Genomic DNA, 19,654 nt, shown 5'->3' with positions numbered 1-19,654 from the left:
TAAGATGTTAAATTTTGCCCCGCTTTTTGTACGATAAATAGAGAATATCCTTATAAATCATTAATATAAAAAATCGAAAAATATACCGCTTTGGTGGTATTCGACGTAATACCTCCCTTAACAGACCCCGTCCGCCTTGATCGTTATCAATTCTCACCATCTTTCATAGCGTTACCTTCGCTGCAAATCAGCAATGTCGATTTAGAGAGCCACAGGCTCCACACAGGAGATACCCGATGAGCAAATTTTTGGACCGGTTTCGCTACTTCAAACAGAAGGGTGAAACTTTTGCCGATGGGCACGGCCAGGTTCTGGAGACTAACCGGGACTGGGAAGACGGTTACCGCCAGCGCTGGCAGCATGACAAAGTCGTCCGTTCTACCCACGGCGTAAACTGCACTGGCTCATGCAGCTGGAAGATTTTCGTCAAAAACGGGCTGGTGACCTGGGAAGTGCAGCAGACGGACTATCCGCGCACGCGCCCGGACCTGCCAAACCACGAACCGCGCGGCTGTCCGCGCGGCGCGAGCTACTCCTGGTATCTCTACAGCGCTAACCGCCTGAAATACCCGTTGATGCGCAAGCGCCTGATGAAAATCTGGCGTGAAGCGAAAGCCCAGCACAGCGATCCGGTTGATGCCTGGGCATCGATTATCGAAGACGCCGACAAAGCGAAAAGCTTTAAGCAGGCGCGCGGTCGCGGCGGCTTCGTGCGTTCCTCATGGAAAGAAGTCAACGAGCTGATTGCCGCCTCTAACGTCTATACCGTAAAAACCTACGGTCCTGACCGCGTAGCGGGCTTCTCGCCAATCCCGGCGATGTCGATGGTCTCTTATGCCTCCGGCGCGCGCTACCTCTCCCTGATTGGCGGGACCTGCCTGAGCTTCTATGACTGGTACTGTGACCTGCCGCCTGCGTCTCCGCAGACCTGGGGCGAGCAGACCGACGTGCCTGAATCCGCCGACTGGTATAACTCCAGCTACATCCTGGCCTGGGGCTCTAACGTTCCTCAGACCCGTACCCCGGACGCACACTTCTTTACCGAAGTACGCTACAAAGGCACCAAGACCGTTGCGATTACCCCTGACTACGCCGAAATCGCGAAGCTGTGCGACCTGTGGTTAGCACCGAAGCAGGGTACCGATGCGGCAATGGCGCTGGCGATGGGCCACGTGATGCTGCGCGAGTTCCACCTGGACAAGCCTAGCCAGTACTTTACCGACTACGTGCGTCGCTACACCGACATGCCGATGCTGGTGATGCTGGAAGAACGTGACGGCTACTATGCCGCGGGCCGTATGCTGCGCGCCGCTGATCTGGTAGATGCGCTGGGTCAGGAAAACAATCCACAGTGGAAAACCGTTGCCTGCAACAGCAGCGGTGAGCTGATTGCGCCAAACGGCTCTATCGGCTTCCGCTGGGGCGAAAAAGGCAAGTGGAACCTGGAGCAGCGTGACGGCTCGTCCGGTGAAGAGACCGACCTGCGCCTGAGCATGCTGGGCAGCCAGGACGAGATCGCGGACGTGGGCTTCCCGTACTTCGGCGGGGAAGGGACCGAGCACGTTAACAAAGTGGAACTGCAAAACGTCCTGATGCATAAGCTGCCGGTGAAACGCCTGCAACTGGCCGACGGCTCAACCGCGCTGGTCACCACCGTGTACGATCTGACCATGGCTAACTACGGCCTCGATCGCGGCCTGAACGACGAAAACTGCGCAACCGGCTACGACGAGGTGAAAGCGTACACCCCGGCGTGGGCTGAGCAGATCACCGGCGTTCCGGCGGCGCAGATCACCCGCATCGCGCGTGAATTTGCAGAGAACGCCGACAAAACCCACGGTCGTTCGATGATTATCGTCGGTGCCGGTCTGAACCACTGGTATCACCTCGATATGAACTATCGCGGCCTGATCAACATGCTGATCTTCTGCGGCTGCGTTGGCCAGAGCGGCGGCGGCTGGGCGCACTATGTGGGCCAGGAAAAACTGCGTCCGCAGACCGGCTGGCAGCCGCTGGCGTTTGCCCTCGACTGGCAGCGTCCGGCACGCCACATGAATAGCACCTCCTACTTCTATAACCACTCCAGCCAGTGGCGCTACGAGACGGTTACCGCGCAGGAGCTGCTGTCGCCGATGGCGGATAAATCCCGCTACAGCGGCCACCTGATTGACTTCAACGTTCGCGCTGAACGCATGGGCTGGCTGCCGTCTGCACCGCAGCTGGGGACCAACCCGCTGCGCATAGCGGAAGAGGCGAAGAAAGCAGGCATGACGCCGGTGGATTACACCGTTAAATCCTTGAAGGAAGGCTCCATTCGCTTCGCGGCGGAACAGCCTGAAAACGGTAAAAACCATCCGCGCAACCTGTTCATCTGGCGCTCCAACCTGCTCGGATCTTCCGGTAAGGGCCACGAGTTTATGCTGAAGTATCTGCTCGGAACCGACCACGGTATTCAGGGTAAAGATCTCGGCAAGCAGGGCGGCGTGAAGCCTGAAGAAGTGGAATGGCAGGACAACGGCCTGGACGGCAAGCTGGATCTGGTGGTGACGCTGGACTTCCGTCTGTCCAGCACCTGCCTGTACTCCGATATCGTTCTGCCGACGGCAACCTGGTATGAAAAAGACGACATGAATACCTCGGATATGCATCCGTTTATTCATCCACTGTCTGCTGCCGTTGACCCGGCGTGGGAATCCAAAAGCGACTGGGAAATCTACAAAGGCATCGCCGAGAAATTCTCCGAAGTCTGCGTGGGTCACCTGGGCAAAGAAACCGACGTGGTGACGCTGCCGATCCAGCACGACTCCGCCGCCGAACTGGCGCAGCCGCTGGACGTGAAGGACTGGAAAAAAGGCGAGTGCGACCTGATCCCGGGCGTGACCGCGCCGCACATCATTCCGGTTGAGCGTGACTACCCGGCGACCTACGAGCGCTTTACCTCTATCGGCCCGCTGATGGAGAAAATCGGCAACGGCGGTAAAGGGATTGCCTGGAATACCCAGAGCGAAATGGATCTGCTGCGCAAGCTCAATTACACCAAGGCAGACGGCCCGGCCAAAGGCCAGCCGATGCTGAATACCGCGATTGATGCTGCGGAGATGATCCTGACTCTGGCTCCGGAAACCAACGGCCAGGTGGCCGTGAAGGCCTGGGCCGCGCTGAGTGAATTTACAGGGCGCGACCACAAGCATCTGGCCCTGAATAAAGAAGACGAGAAAATCCGCTTCCGCGATATCCAGGCCCAGCCGCGCAAAATTATCTCCAGCCCGACCTGGTCAGGCCTGGAAGATGAGCACGTTTCCTATAACGCAGGCTATACCAACGTTCACGAGCTGATCCCGTGGCGCACCCTGACCGGTCGTCAGTCTCTGTATCAGGATCACCAGTGGATGCGTGATTTCGGTGAGAGCCTGCTGGTGTACCGTCCGCCAATCGACACCCGCTCGGTGAAGGCGGTGATGGGCGAGAAGTCTAACGGAAACCCTGAAAAAGCGCTGAACTTCCTCACGCCGCACCAGAAGTGGGGTATCCACTCCACCTACAGCGACAACCTGCTGATGCTGACGCTGGGTCGCGGTGGTCCGATTGTGTGGATGAGCGAAGCCGATGCCAAAGATCTGGGCATTGTGGATAACGACTGGATTGAGGTGTTCAACACCAACGGTTCGTTAACCGCGCGTGCGGTGGTGAGCCAGCGCGTTCCGGCGGGAATGACCATGATGTACCACGCGCAGGAACGTATCGTGAACATTCCTGGCTCAGAAATTACCGAGCAGCGCGGCGGTATTCACAACTCGGTCACCCGTATTACGCCGAAGCCAACCCATATGATCGGTGGCTATGCGCAGCTGGCCTACGGCTTTAACTACTACGGCACCGTAGGATCTAACCGCGATGAGTTCGTTGTGGTACGTAAGATGAAGAATATTAACTGGTTAGACGGCGAAGGTAATGACCAGGTACAGGAGAGCGTAAAATGAAAATTCGTTCACAAGTCGGCATGGTGCTGAATCTGGATAAATGCATCGGTTGTCACACCTGCTCGGTCACCTGTAAAAACGTCTGGACCAGCCGCGAAGGCACCGAATACGCCTGGTTCAACAACGTGGAAACCAAGCCGGGCACCGGCTTCCCGACCAACTGGGAAGACCAGGAGAAATACAAGGGCGGCTGGATCCGCAAAATCAACGGCAAAATTCAGCCGCGCATGGGTAACCGCGCGATGCTGCTGGGTAAAATCTTCGCTAACCCGCATCTGCCGGGCATCGACGATTACTACGAGCCGTTTGATTTTGACTACCAGAACCTGCATAACGCAGCGGAAGGTAAACATCAGCCGATTGCCCGTCCTCGCTCGCTGATTACCGGTCAGCGCATGAACAAGATCGAAAAAGGCCCGAACTGGGAAGACGATCTGGGCGGCGAGTTTGAGAAGCTGTCGAAAGACAAAAACTTCGAGAACATGCAGAAGGCGATGTACGGCCAGTTCGAAAACACCTTCATGATGTACCTGCCGCGCCTGTGCGAGCACTGCCTCAACCCGGCGTGCGTGGCGACCTGCCCGAGCGGCGCCATCTACAAGCGTGAAGAGGACGGCATCGTCCTGATCGACCAGGATAAGTGCCGCGGCTGGCGTATGTGCATCACCGGCTGCCCGTACAAAAAAATCTACTTCAACTGGAAGAGCGGCAAGTCAGAGAAGTGCATCTTCTGCTATCCGCGCATTGAAGCCGGTATGCCAACCGTCTGTTCAGAAAGCTGCGTAGGCCGTATTCGCTACCTCGGCGTGCTGCTGTACGACGCGGACGCGATTGAAACGGCAGCGAGCACCGAGCACGAGAAAGACCTCTATCAGCGTCAGCTGGACGTGTTCCTCGATCCGAACGATCCGAAGGTGATCGAGCAGGCGCTGAAGGACGGCGTGCCGCAGAGCGTGATTGACGCCGCGCAGCAGTCTCCGGTGTACAAAATGGCGATGGACTGGAAGCTGGCCCTGCCGCTGCATCCGGAATACCGCACGCTGCCGATGGTCTGGTACGTGCCGCCTCTGTCACCGATTCAGTCTGCCGCCGACGCGGGCGAACTGGGCCGCAACGGCATTCTGCCGGACGTCGAAAGCCTGCGTATCCCGGTTCAGTACCTGGCGAACCTTCTGACCGCAGGCGATACCCAGCCGGTACTGCTGGCGCTGAAGCGTATGCTGGCGATGCGTCACTTCAAGCGCGCTGAGACCGTTGACGGCGTTATCGACACGCGTGCGCTGGAAGAGGTGGGTCTGACCGAAGCGCAGGCGCAGGAGATGTACCGCTACCTGGCGATTGCCAACTACGAAGACCGTTTCGTGGTGCCGAGCAGCCACCGCGAACAGGCTCGCGAAGCCTTCCCGGAAAAAAGCGGGTGTGGCTTTACCTTCGGTGACGGTTGCCACGGTTCAGACAGTAAATTCAACCTGTTCAACAGCCGCCGCATCGACGCGATGGATGTGACCAGCAAAACGGAGCCGCACCAATGATTGAACTCGTCATTGTTTCGCGTCTGCTCGAGTACCCGGATGCTGCGCTTGCGCAGCATCAGCAGGAACTCTTTGATGCACTCGCGTCATCTGAAAACCTGGACAAAGAGGATGCTCAGAAGCTGGGCGTTTTCCTCCGCGATCTGTTAGCCCGCGATCTCCTGGACGCGCAGGCGGACTACAGCCAGCTGTTCGATCGCGGTCGCGCCACCTCGCTGCTGCTGTTTGAACACGTTCACGGTGAGTCCCGCGATCGCGGTCAGGCGATGGTGGATCTGATGTCCCAGTACGAGCAGCACGGCCTGCAGCTCGACAGCCGCGAGCTGCCTGACCACCTGCCGCTGTACCTGGAATATCTGGCGCAGCTGCCTAAAGAAGAGGCGCTTGGCGGCCTGCAGGACATCGCACCGATTCTGGCGCTGCTCGGCGCGCGTCTTCAGCAGCGTGAAAGCCGCTACGCCGTGCTGTTCGACCTGCTGGTGAAGCTGGCAAACGCATCGGTCGACGGTGAAAAAGTGGCGGAGAAAATTGCGGATGAAGCCCGCGACGACACCCCGCAGGCGCTGGACGCGGTCTGGGAGGAAGAGCAGGTGAAATTCTTTGCTGACCAGAACTGCGGCGAGTCTGAAATCTCTGCTCACCAGCGTCGTTTTGCCGGGGCCGTTGCTCCGCAATATTTGAATATCTCTAACGGAGGACGGCAATAATGCACTTCCTGAATATGTTCTTCTTTGACATCTACCCGTATATCGCGGGCACCGTGTTCCTGGTGGGAAGCTGGCTGCGTTATGACTATGGCCAGTACACCTGGCGTGCTGCCTCCAGCCAGATGCTGGACCGCAAGGGGATGAACCTGGCGTCTAACCTGTTCCACATCGGGATCCTGGGCGTGATTGCAGGCCATGCATTCGGAATGTTGACGCCGCATTGGATGTATGAAGCGTGGTTGCCGCTGGAAGTGAAACAGAAGATGGCAATGTTCGGTGGCGGTGCTGCGGGTCTTATGTGTCTGGTTGGCGGCCTGTTGCTACTTAAACGCCGCCTCTTCAGCCCTCGCATTCGCGCTACGACAACCCCAGCAGATATTCTGGTGATGTCGGTACTGGTTATCCAGTGTGCGCTGGGTCTGCTGACCATTCCATTCTCTGCGCAGCATATGGACGGCAGCGAAATGATGAAGCTGGTCGGCTGGGCGCAGTCCGTCGTGACCTTCCACGGCGGTGCGTCTGAACACCTGGACGGCGTGGCGTTTATTTTCCGCATGCACCTGGTGCTCGGCATGACCCTGTTTGTGCTGTTCCCGTTCTCTCGTCTAGTACACATCTGGAGCGTGCCGGTGGAATACCTGACGCGCAAATACCAGATTGTGCGTGCCCGTCGCTAATTTGCCGTTTTGACCCTAACCCCGCGCTCGCGGGGTTTTTTTTCGCCCCAGCCAAGATTATTTCCCGCCGCCGCAAACAGGATCAGCGCGCCGCCGGCCAGCTGCGTGAGGTTTAGCGAATGTCCAAACACCAGGTTGTCGACCACAAGTGCCACCACCGGATAGATAAACGATAGCGAGCCGATAATGGGCGTCGGCAGTTTCTGAATGGCGCTATAGAGCAGCTGGTACATGATGCCGGTATGGACAATGCCTAACGTCAGCAACATTGGCCAGGGGAAGTCACCGGATAATGTTGGCATACTCGCAAACGGCAAAAGCATCGCTACGCCCGTCAGCACCTGAATAAAAGCGATGTGCTGCGGTGCGATGGACCTGAGCTGTCGGGCAATGATTGCCGTCAGCGCATAGAAGAAGGCTGCACCCAGGGCCAGGCCGATCCCGACAAGCCATTCCTTGCTGTGCGCGCCGCTCAGCTCGCTGGAGAGCAATATCACCACGCCGCCAAAGGCGAGGAACAGCCAACCCCACTTCACCAGACTCACGCGCTCGCCTAAAAGCATGCCCATCATGACCAGCATGAACGGCTGGGTGTTATAGACCACGGTAGAAAGCCCAATAGAGATCCGTTCGTAGGCGGCGAACAGTAACAGCCAGTTCACCACCAATGCCACGCCGCCCAGAATGGCCAGCAGCAGCGTGGTGCGGGTAAGGGGACTAAAGGGCTTTTGACTTACCCGGATAAAAATAAAAAGCGCGACTGCCCCGATAAGACAGCGCCAGAACACCACTTCCGTCACCGGCAGGCCGCTGAGTAAAACAAACGCGCCGATAGAGCCGGAAATCAACATCGCCAGGCCCATTTGCCAGACGCCTTTTTGGAAATCGCCCATCATTCACCTCCTGATTAATGACGTTATTGTCGAAAATCGCTGTCCGGTTTTACAGGGGTGAGATAAGGTGAAATGCAGTAATGCCTTTTTTTAATTAGGAGAAAACGATGGAATGCCTTCTCGATGATATCGACCGACAAATTTTAGCCTGTCTGGTCGAGGATGCGCGCATGTCCCTAAAGGTGCTCAGTGGTCGCGTTGGCCTGACCTCGCCCAGCACGGCAGAGCGTCTGAAACGGCTTGAAGAGCGGGGCGTGATTCAGGGGTATGGTGCGCGGGTGAATCTGGCTGCGCTGGGGTATACGTTGCAGGCGCTGGTGCGCGTGCGGCCATTGCCGGGGTTGCTCCAAAAGGTGGATAAATACATTCAGGCGATGCCAGAGTGTATTGAGAGCGACAAGGTGACGGGGGAGGATTGCTTTGTGATCAGGCTGGTGGTGCGATCCATAGAGCAACTCGACGCGTTGCTGGACGGCCTGGCGGAGCATGCACAGTGTAATACGTCGATTGTGAAGAGTTCGCCGGTGAAACGTCGTTTGCCGCCGATGTAGGTTTCCGTCGCCGGGTGGCGGCTGCGCCTTACCCGGCCTACGAAGGCGGACGCGTTTCGAGTTTATTATGATTTTAGGTTTTACTGGCAGTGATGGTGGTGGGGGAAGGATTACTCGGCGCGTTGCGCCTCGCCCTTCGGGTCGTTGCCTGCGGCAACGCTTTCTCGCTGCGCTCGAATCGAACCTTAGTCGAAGCTTCTCATCCTTTCCCGTTACGGAAAAGCATGATGCCTGGTGCGAATAGAAGGTTTAGAGCGATCTGGAAGCGATGGTGGTGGGGGAAGGATTCGAACCTTCGAAGTCGATGACGGCAGATTTACAGTCTGCTCCCTTTGGCCGCTCGGGAACCCCACCAGGGGTAATTCATATTTTGAGGTCGTGCTGAGAGATGGTGGTGGGGGAAGGATTCGAACCTTCGAAGTCGATGACGGCAGATTTACAGTCTGCTCCCTTTGGCCGCTCGGGAACCCCACCACGGGGTAATGCTTATACTGGCCTGCTTCCTGTTGGGAAGCGGGGCGCATCATATCAAATGAGACGCCCCTGTAAAGCATTCCTTTAGGAAAAAGAGGCCGTTTGCCTGCTTTTTATCCGTAAAGGTGCAAAGCTAATCAATTCATTTTCCGAAGGATTAAAGAATAATCGTTCTGTTGCCGTACACAAAGACCCGCTGACCCAGCACCTGGTAGAGCGCGCGGCTCAGCACGTTTTTCTCAACGTCACGTCCGGCGCGCATCATATCTTCAGCCGTGTAGGTGTGATCCACGTGAATTACGTCCTGCATGATGATGGGACCTTCATCCAGATTATCATTCACGTAGTGCGCGGTCGCACCGATAATCTTCACGCCGCGCTCATACGCCTGGTGATACGGGCGTGCGCCAATAAAGGCCGGCAGGAACGAGTGGTGAATGTTGATGATCTTGTTCGGGAAACGTGCCACGAAGGACGGCGTCAGTACGCGCATGTATTTTGCCAGCACCACGTAGTCGGGATTATGCGCTTCAATAGCCTGCGCCATCAGATCGTCGTGCTCTTCACGAGTATGGCCTTCATGGCTCACCAGTTCGAACGGAATATCAAAACGCTCAACCAGCGTGCGCAGCGTCTCATGGTTGCCAATAACGGCAGCAATTTCAACGTCCAGCCCGCCGTAGTTGGCTTTCATCAGCAGGTCGCCAAGACAGTGTGCTTCTTTGGTGACCAGAATCACGATACGGCGGCGACCAGCCGGGGTGAGTTCGCGCACGGAGCCTTCCGGCAGGGCACTGTCCAGGTCGGCAAGCAGGGTGGTGTCGTTGAAAATCCCTTCCAGCTCGGTACGCATAAAGAAGCGGCCGGTACGGTGGTCAACGAACTCGTTGTTCTGCACGATATTCAGTTCATGCTTGTAGCAAATGTTGGTAATTCGTGCGATCAGCCCCTTTTGGTCGGGACAGATGGTGCGCAGAACTTTACGTTGTAGTGATTGCATCGCCGGGAAATCCTGTTTGTGTATTTGCGAAGTCTGGGTTGTCAGGCGTTACTGCCCGCAACACTTTTTGAATTTTTTACCTGAACCACATGGGCAGGGATCGTTACGACCAAACTGTGGGCGCGTTCCGTCAATATAATACCATTGCCCGCTTTCCTTTAAGAACCGGGAACGCTCGATAATGGCGCCTGGCTTATTTTGCTCGATGAAACGGGCAACGAAGCTGACGAAACCTTCGCCTTCACGATCGCCCGGGGCGAACTCATAGACCGTGAGGCCAAGCCATTGGGTATTGGCGAACCCGGTTTCGATATCCTGCCTGAAATCGCCTGCATGGCAGGACGGATGCCAGGTTTTAATCAGGTAGTCTGCGTCTTTGATCACAAAAGCAGTATACCGTGAACGCATAAGGTGTGACGGGTCTGGTGCAACCTGTTCGCCGGAAAGATATCGCTGGCAACATAGGCTATACTCCAGAGCGCTACCACAGGGGCAGAGTTGAGACACGATTCTCTTCCTGGAACAAAAAATAAAGGCGTTAAACGCTTCGGGTAGCACCATGTTAACCGAGCAGTTGCGTTGACGCTATGTCGGGAATCCAGGGGAAGTAAAACAGGGCTAATGAGAAAAGTTAAAGTTGGACTGGCGCTGGGCTCAGGTGCAGCCCGGGGATGGTCGCATATCGGGGTGATCAACGCCCTGAAGCAGATGGGCGTTGAGATTGATATTGTTGCCGGGTGTTCTATAGGGTCGCTGGTTGGGGCTGCCTACGCCTGCGGTAAACTCCCTGAACTGGAAGGCTGGGTCCGTTCCTTCAGCTATTGGGATGTACTCCGCCTGATGGATCTCTCCTGGCAACGGGGTGGGCTGCTGCGCGGTGAACGCGTGTTTAACCAGTTCCGCCAGATTATGCCTCTCGAAGATTTCACTCATTGTCAGATGCCTTTCGGCGCCGTTGCGACGAACCTCAGTACGGGACGTGAGCTTTGGCTTACCGAAGGCGATCTTCACCTTGCCGTTCGCGCGTCCTGCAGCATACCTGGACTGATGGCACCTGTTCCGCATAATGGCTACTGGCTGGTCGATGGTGGGGTCGTGAACCCGGTTCCCATCTCCCTGACGCGCGCAATGGGGGCCGACATCGTGATCGCCGTAGACCTCCAGCATGATGCGCATCTGATGCAGCAAGACCTGATGCCCGTAAATTTGCACAGCGATGAGTCCGAGGTTGAAAAATTGGCCTGGCACGAACGCCTGCGCGGGCGGATTGGCCGCATGGCTGCGCGACGCGCAGTTACCGCCCCTACGGCAATGGAAATTATGACAACATCAATCCAGGTGCTTGAGAATCGCCTAAAACGAAATCGTATGGCAGGCGACCCTCCAGATATTCTGATTCAGCCGTTTTGTCCGCAAATCTCGACCCTTGATTTCCATCGGGCTGAGGCCGCCATCGCAGCGGGCTCCGTAGCCGTCGAAAAGAAAATGGACGAATTGTTGCCATTTGTGCGAACCGCACTTTAAGCATCTATTTTTGATTACTTCAGCAAAATCTGACAGGCGATAGTGCCGATACCATGCCACTATTTAGTAACTGTCAGCCAGGGGAGGATTCATGACGCAGCCATTGGCCGGAAAACATATATTGATTGTTGAAGACGAACCCGTTTTCCGCTCGCTGCTGGATTCATGGTTGTCATCATTGGGGGCTATAACCCTTCTTGCTGAGGACGGGATCGACGCGCTGGAAAAAATGGCGAATGCTACCGCCGATCTGATGATTTGCGATATTGATATGCCGCGGATGAATGGGCTCAAGCTGGTCGAACACTTACGTAATGAAGGTGATACGACGCCTATCCTCGTGATTTCCGCCACAGAAAATATGGCCGATATCGCCAAAGCATTACGTCTTGGCGTTCAGGATATTCTGCTGAAACCCGTAAAGGATTTGAACCGTCTACGTGAAACGGTTTTAGCCTGTCTTTATCCAAATATGTTTAATTCCCGCGTGGAGGAAGAGGAACGCCTCTTCCAGGACTGGGACGCACTGGTCAGTAACCCACTTGCCGCCGCAAAATTATTGCAGGAGCTTCAGCCGCCGGTTCAACAAAACCTCTCACACTGTCGAGTCAATTATCGACAGCTGGTGGCTGCCGATCAGCCTGGTCTTGTGCTTGATATTGCCCCGCTGTCCGATTCCGACCTGGCATTTTATTGTCTGGACGTCACGCGGGCAGGGGATAACGGGGTATTAGCAGCCCTGTTGCTTCGTGCACTATTTAATGGACTGCTCCAGGAGCAGCTGTCACATCAGGGACAACGGCTTCCTGAGTTAGGCAGTTTGCTTAAACAAGTTAATCATCTTTTCCGGCAGGCCAATTTACCAGGGCAATTTCCACTGTTGGTGGGGTATTACCATAGTGGGCTGAAAAATCTGATCCTGGTGTCTGCCGGACTAAACGCGTCACTGAATACCGGAGAGCATCATATTCAGGTAAGCAACGGCGTACCGCTGGGGACATTAGAGACGGCTTATCTTAATCAGATTAGCCATCGCTGTTCATCCTGGCAGTGCCAAATTTGGGGGGCTGGAGGACGGCTTCGCTTAATGTTGTCCACGGAATAAGCAGTTGGATATTGTTCGTGAGAATGCTTTACCTCTGTTTTCTCCGGGGTGCTACTATCACCGCCCAGATTCATGCGTATTTGTCTTAATTGATCGGCAACGCGTTCTTTTCAGACCCGGACTGTAGGGTAAGACTGATATACTCAACGCGTTATTTAATGCATAAAGTTCAAAAGTTGAACAGCTCAGGAGAATTTCAATGGCTGCCCTTAATTCGAAAGTCAGAAAGGCCGTTATCCCGGTAGCGGGATTGGGGACCAGGATGTTACCAGCAACTAAGGCGATTCCTAAAGAGATGCTGCCTTTGGTTGATAAGCCATTAATCCAGTATGTCGTGAATGAATGTATCGCTGCAGGTATTACTGAAATTGTGCTGGTTACGCATTCATCCAAAAACTCTATCGAAAACCATTTTGATACAAGTTTTGAACTTGAAGCAATGCTGGAAAAACGTGTTAAACGTCAGCTGTTGGCTGAAGTTCAATCTATTTGTCCGCCTCACGTCACCATTATGCAGGTTCGTCAGGGGCTGGCTAAAGGGCTGGGCCATGCCGTATTGTGCGCACACCCTGTAGTGGGCGACGAGCCTGTTGCCGTTATTCTGCCAGACGTTATTCTGGATGAATTCGAATCTGACCTGTCCCAGGACAACCTGGCAGAGATGATTAAACGCTTCGACGAAACGGGCAGCAGCCAGATTATGGTTGAGCCGGTGGATGACGTTACCGCTTACGGTGTCGTTGACTGTAAGGGTGTGAACCTGGAACCCGGTGAAAGTGTTCCGATGGTAGGTGTGGTTGAGAAGCCAAAAGCTGACGTAGCGCCTTCAAATCTGGCCGTGGTTGGCCGTTATGTCCTGAGCGCAGAAATCTGGCCACTGCTGGCGAAAACCCCTCCTGGAGCGGGTGATGAGATCCAGCTGACCGACGGTATCGATATGCTGATCGAGAAAGAAACCGTTGAAGCTTACCATATGAAAGGTAAGAGCCATGACTGCGGCAATAAGCTCGGTTATATGCAGGCGTTTGTCGAATATGGTATCCGCCACAATACCCTGGGTGAAGAATTTAAAGCCTGGCTGAAAGATACCATGGGTATTAAAAAATAATCCTGGCTGGCAATGAACAAAACCGGTGTGGCGATGCCCACCGGTTTTTTTATGCCCATAACACCCTGTTGAAGGTATGGACTGTAAAAGTGCTTAAATAGCCGCTTGTCGCTATATGACAGAGTGTAAGGGGATGTTCCCGGTAAATTGCAGACACAAAAAATCCCGCATTAAGCGGGATTTTTAAGAATCAGTCCTGATTAATCCTTGATCAGGAAGTCATCCAGTTGTTTACCCTGCTCGTCCATCGCTTTCTTGATAACAGCTGGAGTACGGCCCTGGCCTGTCCAGGTTTTCTCTTCGCCGTTCTCATCGATGTAGCTATATTTAGCCGGGCGAGCAGCGCGTTTAGCTTTGGTGCCGGTTTTAGCCGCAGCCATGCTGTTCAGCAATTCGTTTGGATCGATACCATCAGCAATCAGCATTTCGCGATATTGCTGCAGTTTACGCGTACGCTCTTCAACTTCCGCTGCAGCTGCGCTTTCTTCTTCGCGACGTTCATTAACGACAACTTCTAATTTTTCCAGCATTTCTTCAAGCGTTTCGAGGGTGCATTCTCTTGCCTGCGCACGAAGAGTACGGATGTTGTTCAGAATTTTAAGTGCTTCGCTCATTGTAGTAATCTCAAACTTATAATGGGGGTGGTTTGTTGTCCTAATAATAGAGCCATACATTCAGTTGTGCAATAGCCTGGAATGTAAGGAATTCAAAAAATACTAAATTATCGCCGCTATTATTAATTACGCTAACTTAAATTTCATCCGCAGTATGGCCGCTTGTTATCATCCAGGCCGCCTCAACCCGGATGTTTGCATGTTTTTTTTGTGACATTTACCGCAGGAATTATAGTTGCGGCGGATAAATATCAGCCTTTTGTATTACTTCGGTATAGCCGTGTCCGGGTAGAAATAGTTAATAAATAGTGAATTTTAAGGAACGTGGATTCCAGTATAAAAAGAAGTGTTATGTTTCCCCGAATGCATAACTTAATGACCAGGGTTAATGCCATTACTGCATGTTTTAACGCATTATTTTCTTAATCTGCTGCAGGTTATCTCTCCTCAAAGCCGCATACTCTGTGCGGTCTGTCGCTGATGGCGAGACAAAATATGGTACAATGAACCATCGGGAATATTACACATTGATTAGGGTTTTACGACCAATGGCACAACTTTATTTCTACTATTCGGCAATGAATGCAGGGAAATCTACGGCGCTACTGCAATCCTCATACAATTATCAGGAACGGGGCATGCGTACCGTTGTTTACACCGCTGAAATCGACGACCGCTTTGGTGCGGGGAAGGTGAGCTCACGGATTGGGCTCTCTTCTCCTGCGCGGCTTTATAATCCGCAGACCGACCTGCTGCAGGATATCCGCGCGGAAAATGCGTCACAGCCTATTCACTGCGTGTTAGTTGATGAAAGCCAGTTCCTGACGCGAGAGCAGGTTCATGCGCTTTCTGAGGTCGTTGACGAGCTTGATATTCCCGTTCTTTGCTATGGGCTGCGCACAGATTTCAGGGGCGAGTTATTTCCCGGTAGCCAGTATTTGCTTGCCTGGTCAGATAAGCTTGTTGAACTGAAAACGATCTGTTTCTGCGGGCGTAAAGCCAGCATGGTGCTGCGTCTGGACCAGTCGGGAAAACCCTATGCAGACGGCGAGCAGGTGGTGATAGGAGGCAATGAACGCTATGTATCGGTCTGCCGTAAGCACTATAAAGAAGCGCTGGCCGTAGGCTCTCTGACAGCGCTTCAACACGACAACCGCCGGTGATGCGTTATTGAAATTATTTGCAAGAATTGAGATATAAAAAAACCCGCCAGTGGCGGGTTTTTTATCGGGCTGTCAATCAGGCGCTTTTCTTCGCTTTTTTGTCAGCTTTTACGACAGGTGCTTCTACCTTCACACCCGCAGTTTCACCTTCTTTGAACTCACGACCGTAGTAGGTATCCAGCAGGATCTGTTTCAGCTCGGAGATCAGTGGGTAGCGCGGGTTCGCACCGGTACACTGGTCATCGAAGGCATCTTCAGACAGCTTATCTACGTGAGCAAGGAAGTCAGCTTCCTGAACGCCTGCTTCGCGGATAGATTTAGGAATACCCAGCTCGGCTTTGATGCTGTCGAGCCATGCCAGCAGTTTCTCAATCTTCGCCGCAGTACGGTCGCCCGGTGCGCTCAGACCGAGGTGGTCAGCGATTTCAGCGTAGCGACGACGTGCCTGAGGACGGTCGTACTGGCTGAATGCAGTCTGCTTGGTTGGGTTGTCGTTAGCGTTATAACGGATAACGTTGCTGATCAACAGGGCGTTCGCCAGACCGTGAGGAATGTGGAACTGGGAACCCAGCTTGTGTGCCATTGAGTGGCAAACACCCAGGAAGGCGTTCGCAAACGCAATACCGGCGATGGTTGCGGCACTGTGTACACGCTCACGCGCTACTGGGTTTTTAGACCCTTCGTTGTAAGACGCCGGCAGGTTTTCTTTCAGCAGTTTCAGAGCCTGCAGTGCCTGACCGTCAGAGAATTCAGAAGCCAGTACGGAGACATATGCTTCCAGCGCGTGAGTCACGGCATCAAGACCACCGAACGCACACAGTGACTTAGGCATATCCATGACCAGGTTGGCATCAACGATAGCCATATCTGGAGTCAGGGCGTAGTCAGCCAGCGGGTATTTCTGGCCTGTCGCATCGTCAGTCACAACTGCAAACGGCGTAACTTCTGAACCGGTACCGGAAGTGGTGGTTACGGCGATCATTTTCGCTTTTACGCCCATTTTCGGGAACTTGTAGATACGTTTACGGATGTCCATAAAGCGCAGCGCCAGTTCTTCGAAGTGCGTTTCTGGATGCTCGTACATAACCCACATGATCTTCGCGGCATCCATTGGGGAACCGCCGCCCAGAGCGATAATCACATCTGGTTTGAAGGAGTTCGCCAGTTCAGCACCTTTACGCACAACGCTCAGGGTTGGGTCAGCTTCAACTTCAAAGAAGACTTCAGTTTCAACGCCGGACGCTTTCAGAACAGAGGTAATCTGGTCCGCGTAGCCGTTGTTGAACAGGAAGCGGTCGGTCACGATCAGCGCACGTTTGTGGCCATCGGTAATCACTTCATCCAGCGCGATTGGCAGAGAGCCACGGCGGAAGTAGATAGATTTCGGAAGTTTGTGCCACAACATGTTTTCAGCTCGCTTAGCAACGGTTTTCTTGTTGATCAGGTGTTTTGGACCAACGTTTTCAGAGATGGAGTTACCACCCCAGGAACCACAACCCAGAGTCAGGGAAGGTGCGAGTTTAAAGTTGTACAGGTCACCGATACCACCCTGTGACGCAGGGGTGTTGATCAGGATACGTGCCGTTTTCATCATCTGGCCGAAGTGAGCAACGCGTTCTGGTTGGTTATCCTGGTCAGTGTACAGGCAGGATGTGTGACCGATACCGCCCATGGCAACCAGCTTCTCAGCTTTCTCTACCGCATCGTCGAAATCTTTCGCGCGGTACATCGCCAGAGTAGGGGACAGTTTTTCGTGAGCAAACGGCTCGCTTTCATCAACAACAGTGACTTCACCAATCAGAATCTTGGTGGTCGCCGGTACGGTAAAGCCTGCGAGCTCAGCAATTTTGTATGCTGGCTGGCCAACGATAGCGGCGTTCAGCGCGCCGTTTTTCAGGATGATGTCCTGGACCGCTTTCAGCTCTTTGCCCTGCAGCATATAGCCGCCGTGGCTGGCGAAACGTTCGCGAACAGCATCGTATACGGAATCAACAACGACAACAGACTGCTCGGATGCACAGATGACGCCATTGTCGAAGGTTTTGGACATCAGAACAGAAGCAACGGCACGTTTAATGTCTGCGGTTTCGTCGATGACGACAGGGGTGTTACCTGCGCCAACGCCAATGGCTGGCTTACCGGAGCTGTATGCAGCTTTAACCATACCAGGACCACCGGTCGCCAGGATCAGGTTAATGTCCGGGTGATGCATCAGCGCGTTGGACAGTTCAACGGAAGGTTGGTCGATCCAGCCAATCAAATCTTTTGGCGCGCCAGCGGCAATTGCAGCCTGCAGAACGATATCCGCGGCTTTATTCGTGGCGTCTTTCGCACGCGGGTGCGGGGAGAAAATGATTGCGTTGCGGGTCTTCAGGCTGATCAGCGATTTGAAGATGGCAGTAGACGTCGGGTTAGTGGTTGGAACGATACCGCAGATGATGCCGATAGGTTCAGCAATGGTGATGGTACCGAAAGTGTCGTCTTCAGACAGTACGCCACAGGTTTTCTCATCTTTATAGGCGTTGTAGATATACTCAGAAGCGAAGTGGTTTTTAATCACTTTGTCTTCTACGATACCCATACCGGATTCAGCAACGGCCATTTTAGCGAGAGGGATTCGAGCATCTGCAGCAGCCAGAGCGGCAGCGCGGAAGATTTTATCAACCTGTTCTTGGGTGAAATTGGCATATTCACGCTGGGCTTTTTTCACGCGCTCGACGAGTGCGTTCAGTTCAGCGATATTGGTAACAGCCATAATGCTCTCCTGATAATGTTTAAACTCTATTAGTAAACCAGCGCTCGATACGTCAGACAGTATAGTCAGAGCCGATACCACTTGCGTAACACACAGTAAAACAACGGGTTACTTTACACTCCAGCGCACTAATTTACTAAAAGAGCCTTACCTTAGCATCATCCCTTTTTGATAGGTTTCCCCTTCTGGGGTGTAATCAAGATTACTCACTTCTGAGTACGAAAATCATGATCTACGTCAATTTTCTACCAAGCTGATACCTTTCAGCAGGGTTATTTTGAAGAGATTATTCCACTGTTAAATAATTACGTAACTATTGGAAGTGACGCTATCATTGATTCTACAAATGTTTAACATCATGAAATGATAACGTTTTGGAACAGATTTCTGGTGAAGTGTGCTGATAAAAAGCGTATCTTCACGGCGGTTTTACTCTTACACCACCTCAGCCTCTGGACATGCTCATTAGCGGAGCTAAATGTGATTCAAACGCTTTTTGATTTCCCTACATATTTTAAGTTTTTTATCGGATTGTTTGCGCTGGTTAACCCGGTAGGGATCATTCCTGTCTTCATTAGTATGACCAGCTACCAGACGGCAGCCGCCAGGAACAAAACCAACCTGACGGCAAACCTGTCCGTGGCTATCATTTTGCTTACGTCGCTTTATCTGGGGGATGGCATTCTGCAGGTGTTCGGGATTTCTATCGACTCTTTCCGTATCGCGGGCGGGATCCTGGTTGTCACCATTGCCATGTCGATGATCAGCGGTAAGCTTGGCGAAGATAAACAGAACAAGCAGGAAAAATCAGAAACCGCCGTTCGAGAAAGTATCGGCGTTGTGCCGCTGGCGTTGCCGCTCATGGCCGGCCCGGGGGCAATTAGCTCCACCATCGTGTGGGGGACTCGCTACCACAACCTCATGCACCTGATTGGGTTCTCCGTTGCGATTGCGCTTTTTGCGCTCTGCTGCTGGGGCGTTTTTCGCATGGCACCCTGGCTGGTGCGTTTGCTGGGGCAGACGGGGATCAACGTTATTACCCGTATAATGGGGCTGCTGCTGATGGCGCTTGGTATTGAATTCATTGTCACCGGCATAAAAAGCATCTTCCCCGGATTATTGCACTAGAGATTTCATATGAAACAACGGAGCCAGCGGCTCCGTTTTTTTACGTCATTATCAGCAAATCATATAAATAAAGTTGAATTGTGCGTAAGCCATAATTAATTCTACTAATAATAGCCTTTTGTTTAATATCAGAAGGTTACATATTACGTCGCCCCTTGCCTGCGCATAAATCCTTCGATCGCTCTGTTATTTTAGTCACATGATACTCTGGGGCTTGCTGAGAGATAACCGAAATGATATTAGTAATTTCAACGTTCCCTTAGATGAATGTGCTAAATAATAACCAGTTGTTAAGTTTTCGTACAATTCGAATCGATGATAGCGCAGCGACGCGCTTGTAGAGATGATTTTCTCTATCTAATTGAATACCAAGATTTTTGTCTGGTGTTTGATGTCTGGCAGGGCTGCCCCCAAAGAATCGGCAATCGCCGTAAAAGAGAATT

General features: G+C 53.2%; 15 protein-coding genes, 2 tRNA genes and 1 other RNA gene. 10 read left to right on the top strand and 8 right to left on the bottom strand.

All coding sequences use genetic code 11. The features are described 5' to 3' along the window. The first annotated feature begins 236 nt into the window (after positions 1-236). Genes VPX56_RS13060 through narI form a run of 4 tightly spaced genes read left to right on the top strand, consistent with a single transcriptional unit; the run spans position 237 to position 6,896 of the window. Positions 237-3,980, top strand: a complete 3,744-nt coding sequence (locus VPX56_RS13060; RefSeq protein WP_326466810.1) for a nitrate reductase subunit alpha — start codon at positions 237-239, stop codon at positions 3,978-3,980. Further along, positions 3,977-5,512 carry a nitrate reductase subunit beta gene (gene narH, locus VPX56_RS13055; RefSeq protein ID WP_326466808.1) on the top strand — a complete coding sequence of 512 codons (1,536 nt, stop codon included), beginning with the start codon at positions 3,977-3,979 and terminating at the stop codon, positions 5,510-5,512. Before VPX56_RS13060 ends, narH begins: the two co-directional genes overlap by 4 nt. Beyond that, entirely contained in the window at positions 5,509-6,219 is a 711-nt protein-coding gene (narJ, locus tag VPX56_RS13050) for a nitrate reductase molybdenum cofactor assembly chaperone (RefSeq protein WP_263611131.1), read from the top strand. Before narH ends, narJ begins: the two co-directional genes overlap by 4 nt. Beyond that, positions 6,219-6,896 carry a respiratory nitrate reductase subunit gamma gene (narI, locus tag VPX56_RS13045; protein ID WP_131632382.1) on the top strand — a complete coding sequence of 226 codons (678 nt, stop codon included), beginning with the start codon at positions 6,219-6,221 and terminating at the stop codon, positions 6,894-6,896. The genes narJ and narI overlap by 1 nt, the downstream gene beginning before the upstream one ends. On the opposite strand, the gene VPX56_RS13040 is transcribed toward narI, so the two are convergent. Then, positions 6,893-7,789, bottom strand: coding sequence for a DMT family transporter (locus VPX56_RS13040; RefSeq protein WP_326472052.1), 897 nt, complete (start codon positions 7,787-7,789; stop codon positions 6,893-6,895). The two genes, narI and VPX56_RS13040, sit on opposite strands and share 4 nt — an antisense overlap. A gap of 107 nt (positions 7,790-7,896) precedes the next feature. Here VPX56_RS13040 and VPX56_RS13035 point away from each other — a divergent pair, with 107 nt between their 5' ends. Next, complete coding sequence (locus VPX56_RS13035; protein WP_131632383.1) at positions 7,897-8,340, top strand: Lrp/AsnC family transcriptional regulator; 444 nt, start codon at positions 7,897-7,899, stop codon at positions 8,338-8,340. A 93-nt stretch (positions 8,341-8,433) separates the two neighbouring features. Here VPX56_RS13035 and VPX56_RS13030 read toward each other — a convergent pair. The 5 genes from VPX56_RS13030 to VPX56_RS13010 form a co-directional block, all read right to left on the bottom strand. Further along, positions 8,434-8,564: non-coding RNA, RtT sRNA (locus VPX56_RS13030), on the bottom strand. Positions 8,565-8,609: 45 nt separating this feature from the next. Next, a tRNA-Tyr gene (locus tag VPX56_RS13025) sits at positions 8,610-8,694 on the bottom strand. A 35-nt stretch (positions 8,695-8,729) separates the two neighbouring features. Beyond that, positions 8,730-8,814, bottom strand: a tRNA-Tyr gene (locus VPX56_RS13020). Positions 8,815-8,971: 157 nt separating this feature from the next. Further along, a complete protein-coding gene (gene purU / locus VPX56_RS13015; protein WP_131632384.1) occupies positions 8,972-9,814 on the bottom strand; it encodes a formyltetrahydrofolate deformylase in 843 nt (280 codons plus the stop codon). A gap of 48 nt (positions 9,815-9,862) precedes the next feature. Further along, positions 9,863-10,321 carry a YchJ family protein gene (locus VPX56_RS13010; RefSeq protein WP_326466800.1) on the bottom strand — a complete coding sequence of 153 codons (459 nt, stop codon included), beginning with the start codon at positions 10,319-10,321 and terminating at the stop codon, positions 9,863-9,865. A gap of 114 nt (positions 10,322-10,435) precedes the next feature. On the opposite strand from VPX56_RS13010, the gene rssA reads away from it, so the two are divergent. The 3 genes from rssA (at position 10,436) to galU (ending at position 13,551) form a co-directional block, all read left to right on the top strand. Continuing rightward, positions 10,436-11,338, top strand: a complete 903-nt coding sequence (gene rssA / locus VPX56_RS13005) for a patatin-like phospholipase RssA (RefSeq protein ID WP_131632386.1) — start codon at positions 10,436-10,438, stop codon at positions 11,336-11,338. Between the two features lie 91 nt (positions 11,339-11,429). Next, positions 11,430-12,443: a two-component system response regulator RssB gene (rssB, locus tag VPX56_RS13000; protein WP_131632387.1), complete on the top strand. Its 1,014-nt coding sequence runs from the start codon at positions 11,430-11,432 to the stop codon at positions 12,441-12,443. Positions 12,444-12,642: 199 nt separating this feature from the next. Beyond that, the gene (galU, locus tag VPX56_RS12995; protein ID WP_131632388.1) at positions 12,643-13,551 is read left to right on the top strand and encodes a UTP--glucose-1-phosphate uridylyltransferase GalU; all 909 of its coding nucleotides are present in this window, start codon (positions 12,643-12,645) and stop codon (positions 13,549-13,551) included. Positions 13,552-13,751: 200 nt separating this feature from the next. On the opposite strand, the gene hns is transcribed toward galU, so the two are convergent. Beyond that, on the bottom strand, positions 13,752-14,165 hold the full coding sequence (gene hns / locus VPX56_RS12990) for a histone-like nucleoid-structuring protein H-NS (protein WP_131632389.1): 414 nt from the start codon (positions 14,163-14,165) through the stop codon (positions 13,752-13,754). Between the two features lie 548 nt (positions 14,166-14,713). Here hns and tdk point away from each other — a divergent pair. Further along, positions 14,714-15,328 (top strand): thymidine kinase, encoded by a 615-nt coding sequence (tdk, locus tag VPX56_RS12985; protein WP_131632390.1) that lies wholly within the window; start codon positions 14,714-14,716, stop codon positions 15,326-15,328. Positions 15,329-15,404: 76 nt separating this feature from the next. Here tdk and adhE read toward each other — a convergent pair whose 3' ends face one another. Continuing rightward, positions 15,405-18,083 (bottom strand): bifunctional acetaldehyde-CoA/alcohol dehydrogenase, encoded by a 2,679-nt coding sequence (adhE, locus tag VPX56_RS12980; RefSeq protein ID WP_131632391.1) that lies wholly within the window; start codon positions 18,081-18,083, stop codon positions 15,405-15,407. A 480-nt stretch (positions 18,084-18,563) separates the two neighbouring features. On the opposite strand from adhE, the gene VPX56_RS12975 reads away from it, so the two are divergent. Continuing rightward, the gene (locus VPX56_RS12975) at positions 18,564-19,211 is read left to right on the top strand and encodes a YchE family NAAT transporter (RefSeq protein ID WP_326466793.1); all 648 of its coding nucleotides are present in this window, start codon (positions 18,564-18,566) and stop codon (positions 19,209-19,211) included. The last annotated feature ends 443 nt before the right edge of the window (positions 19,212-19,654 follow it).

Source organism: Enterobacter wuhouensis (genome assembly GCF_035835995.1).
Taxonomy (GTDB): Bacteria; Pseudomonadota; Gammaproteobacteria; order Enterobacterales; family Enterobacteriaceae; genus Enterobacter; species Enterobacter wuhouensis.
This window is presented reverse-complemented; position numbering and strand designations above follow the sequence as displayed.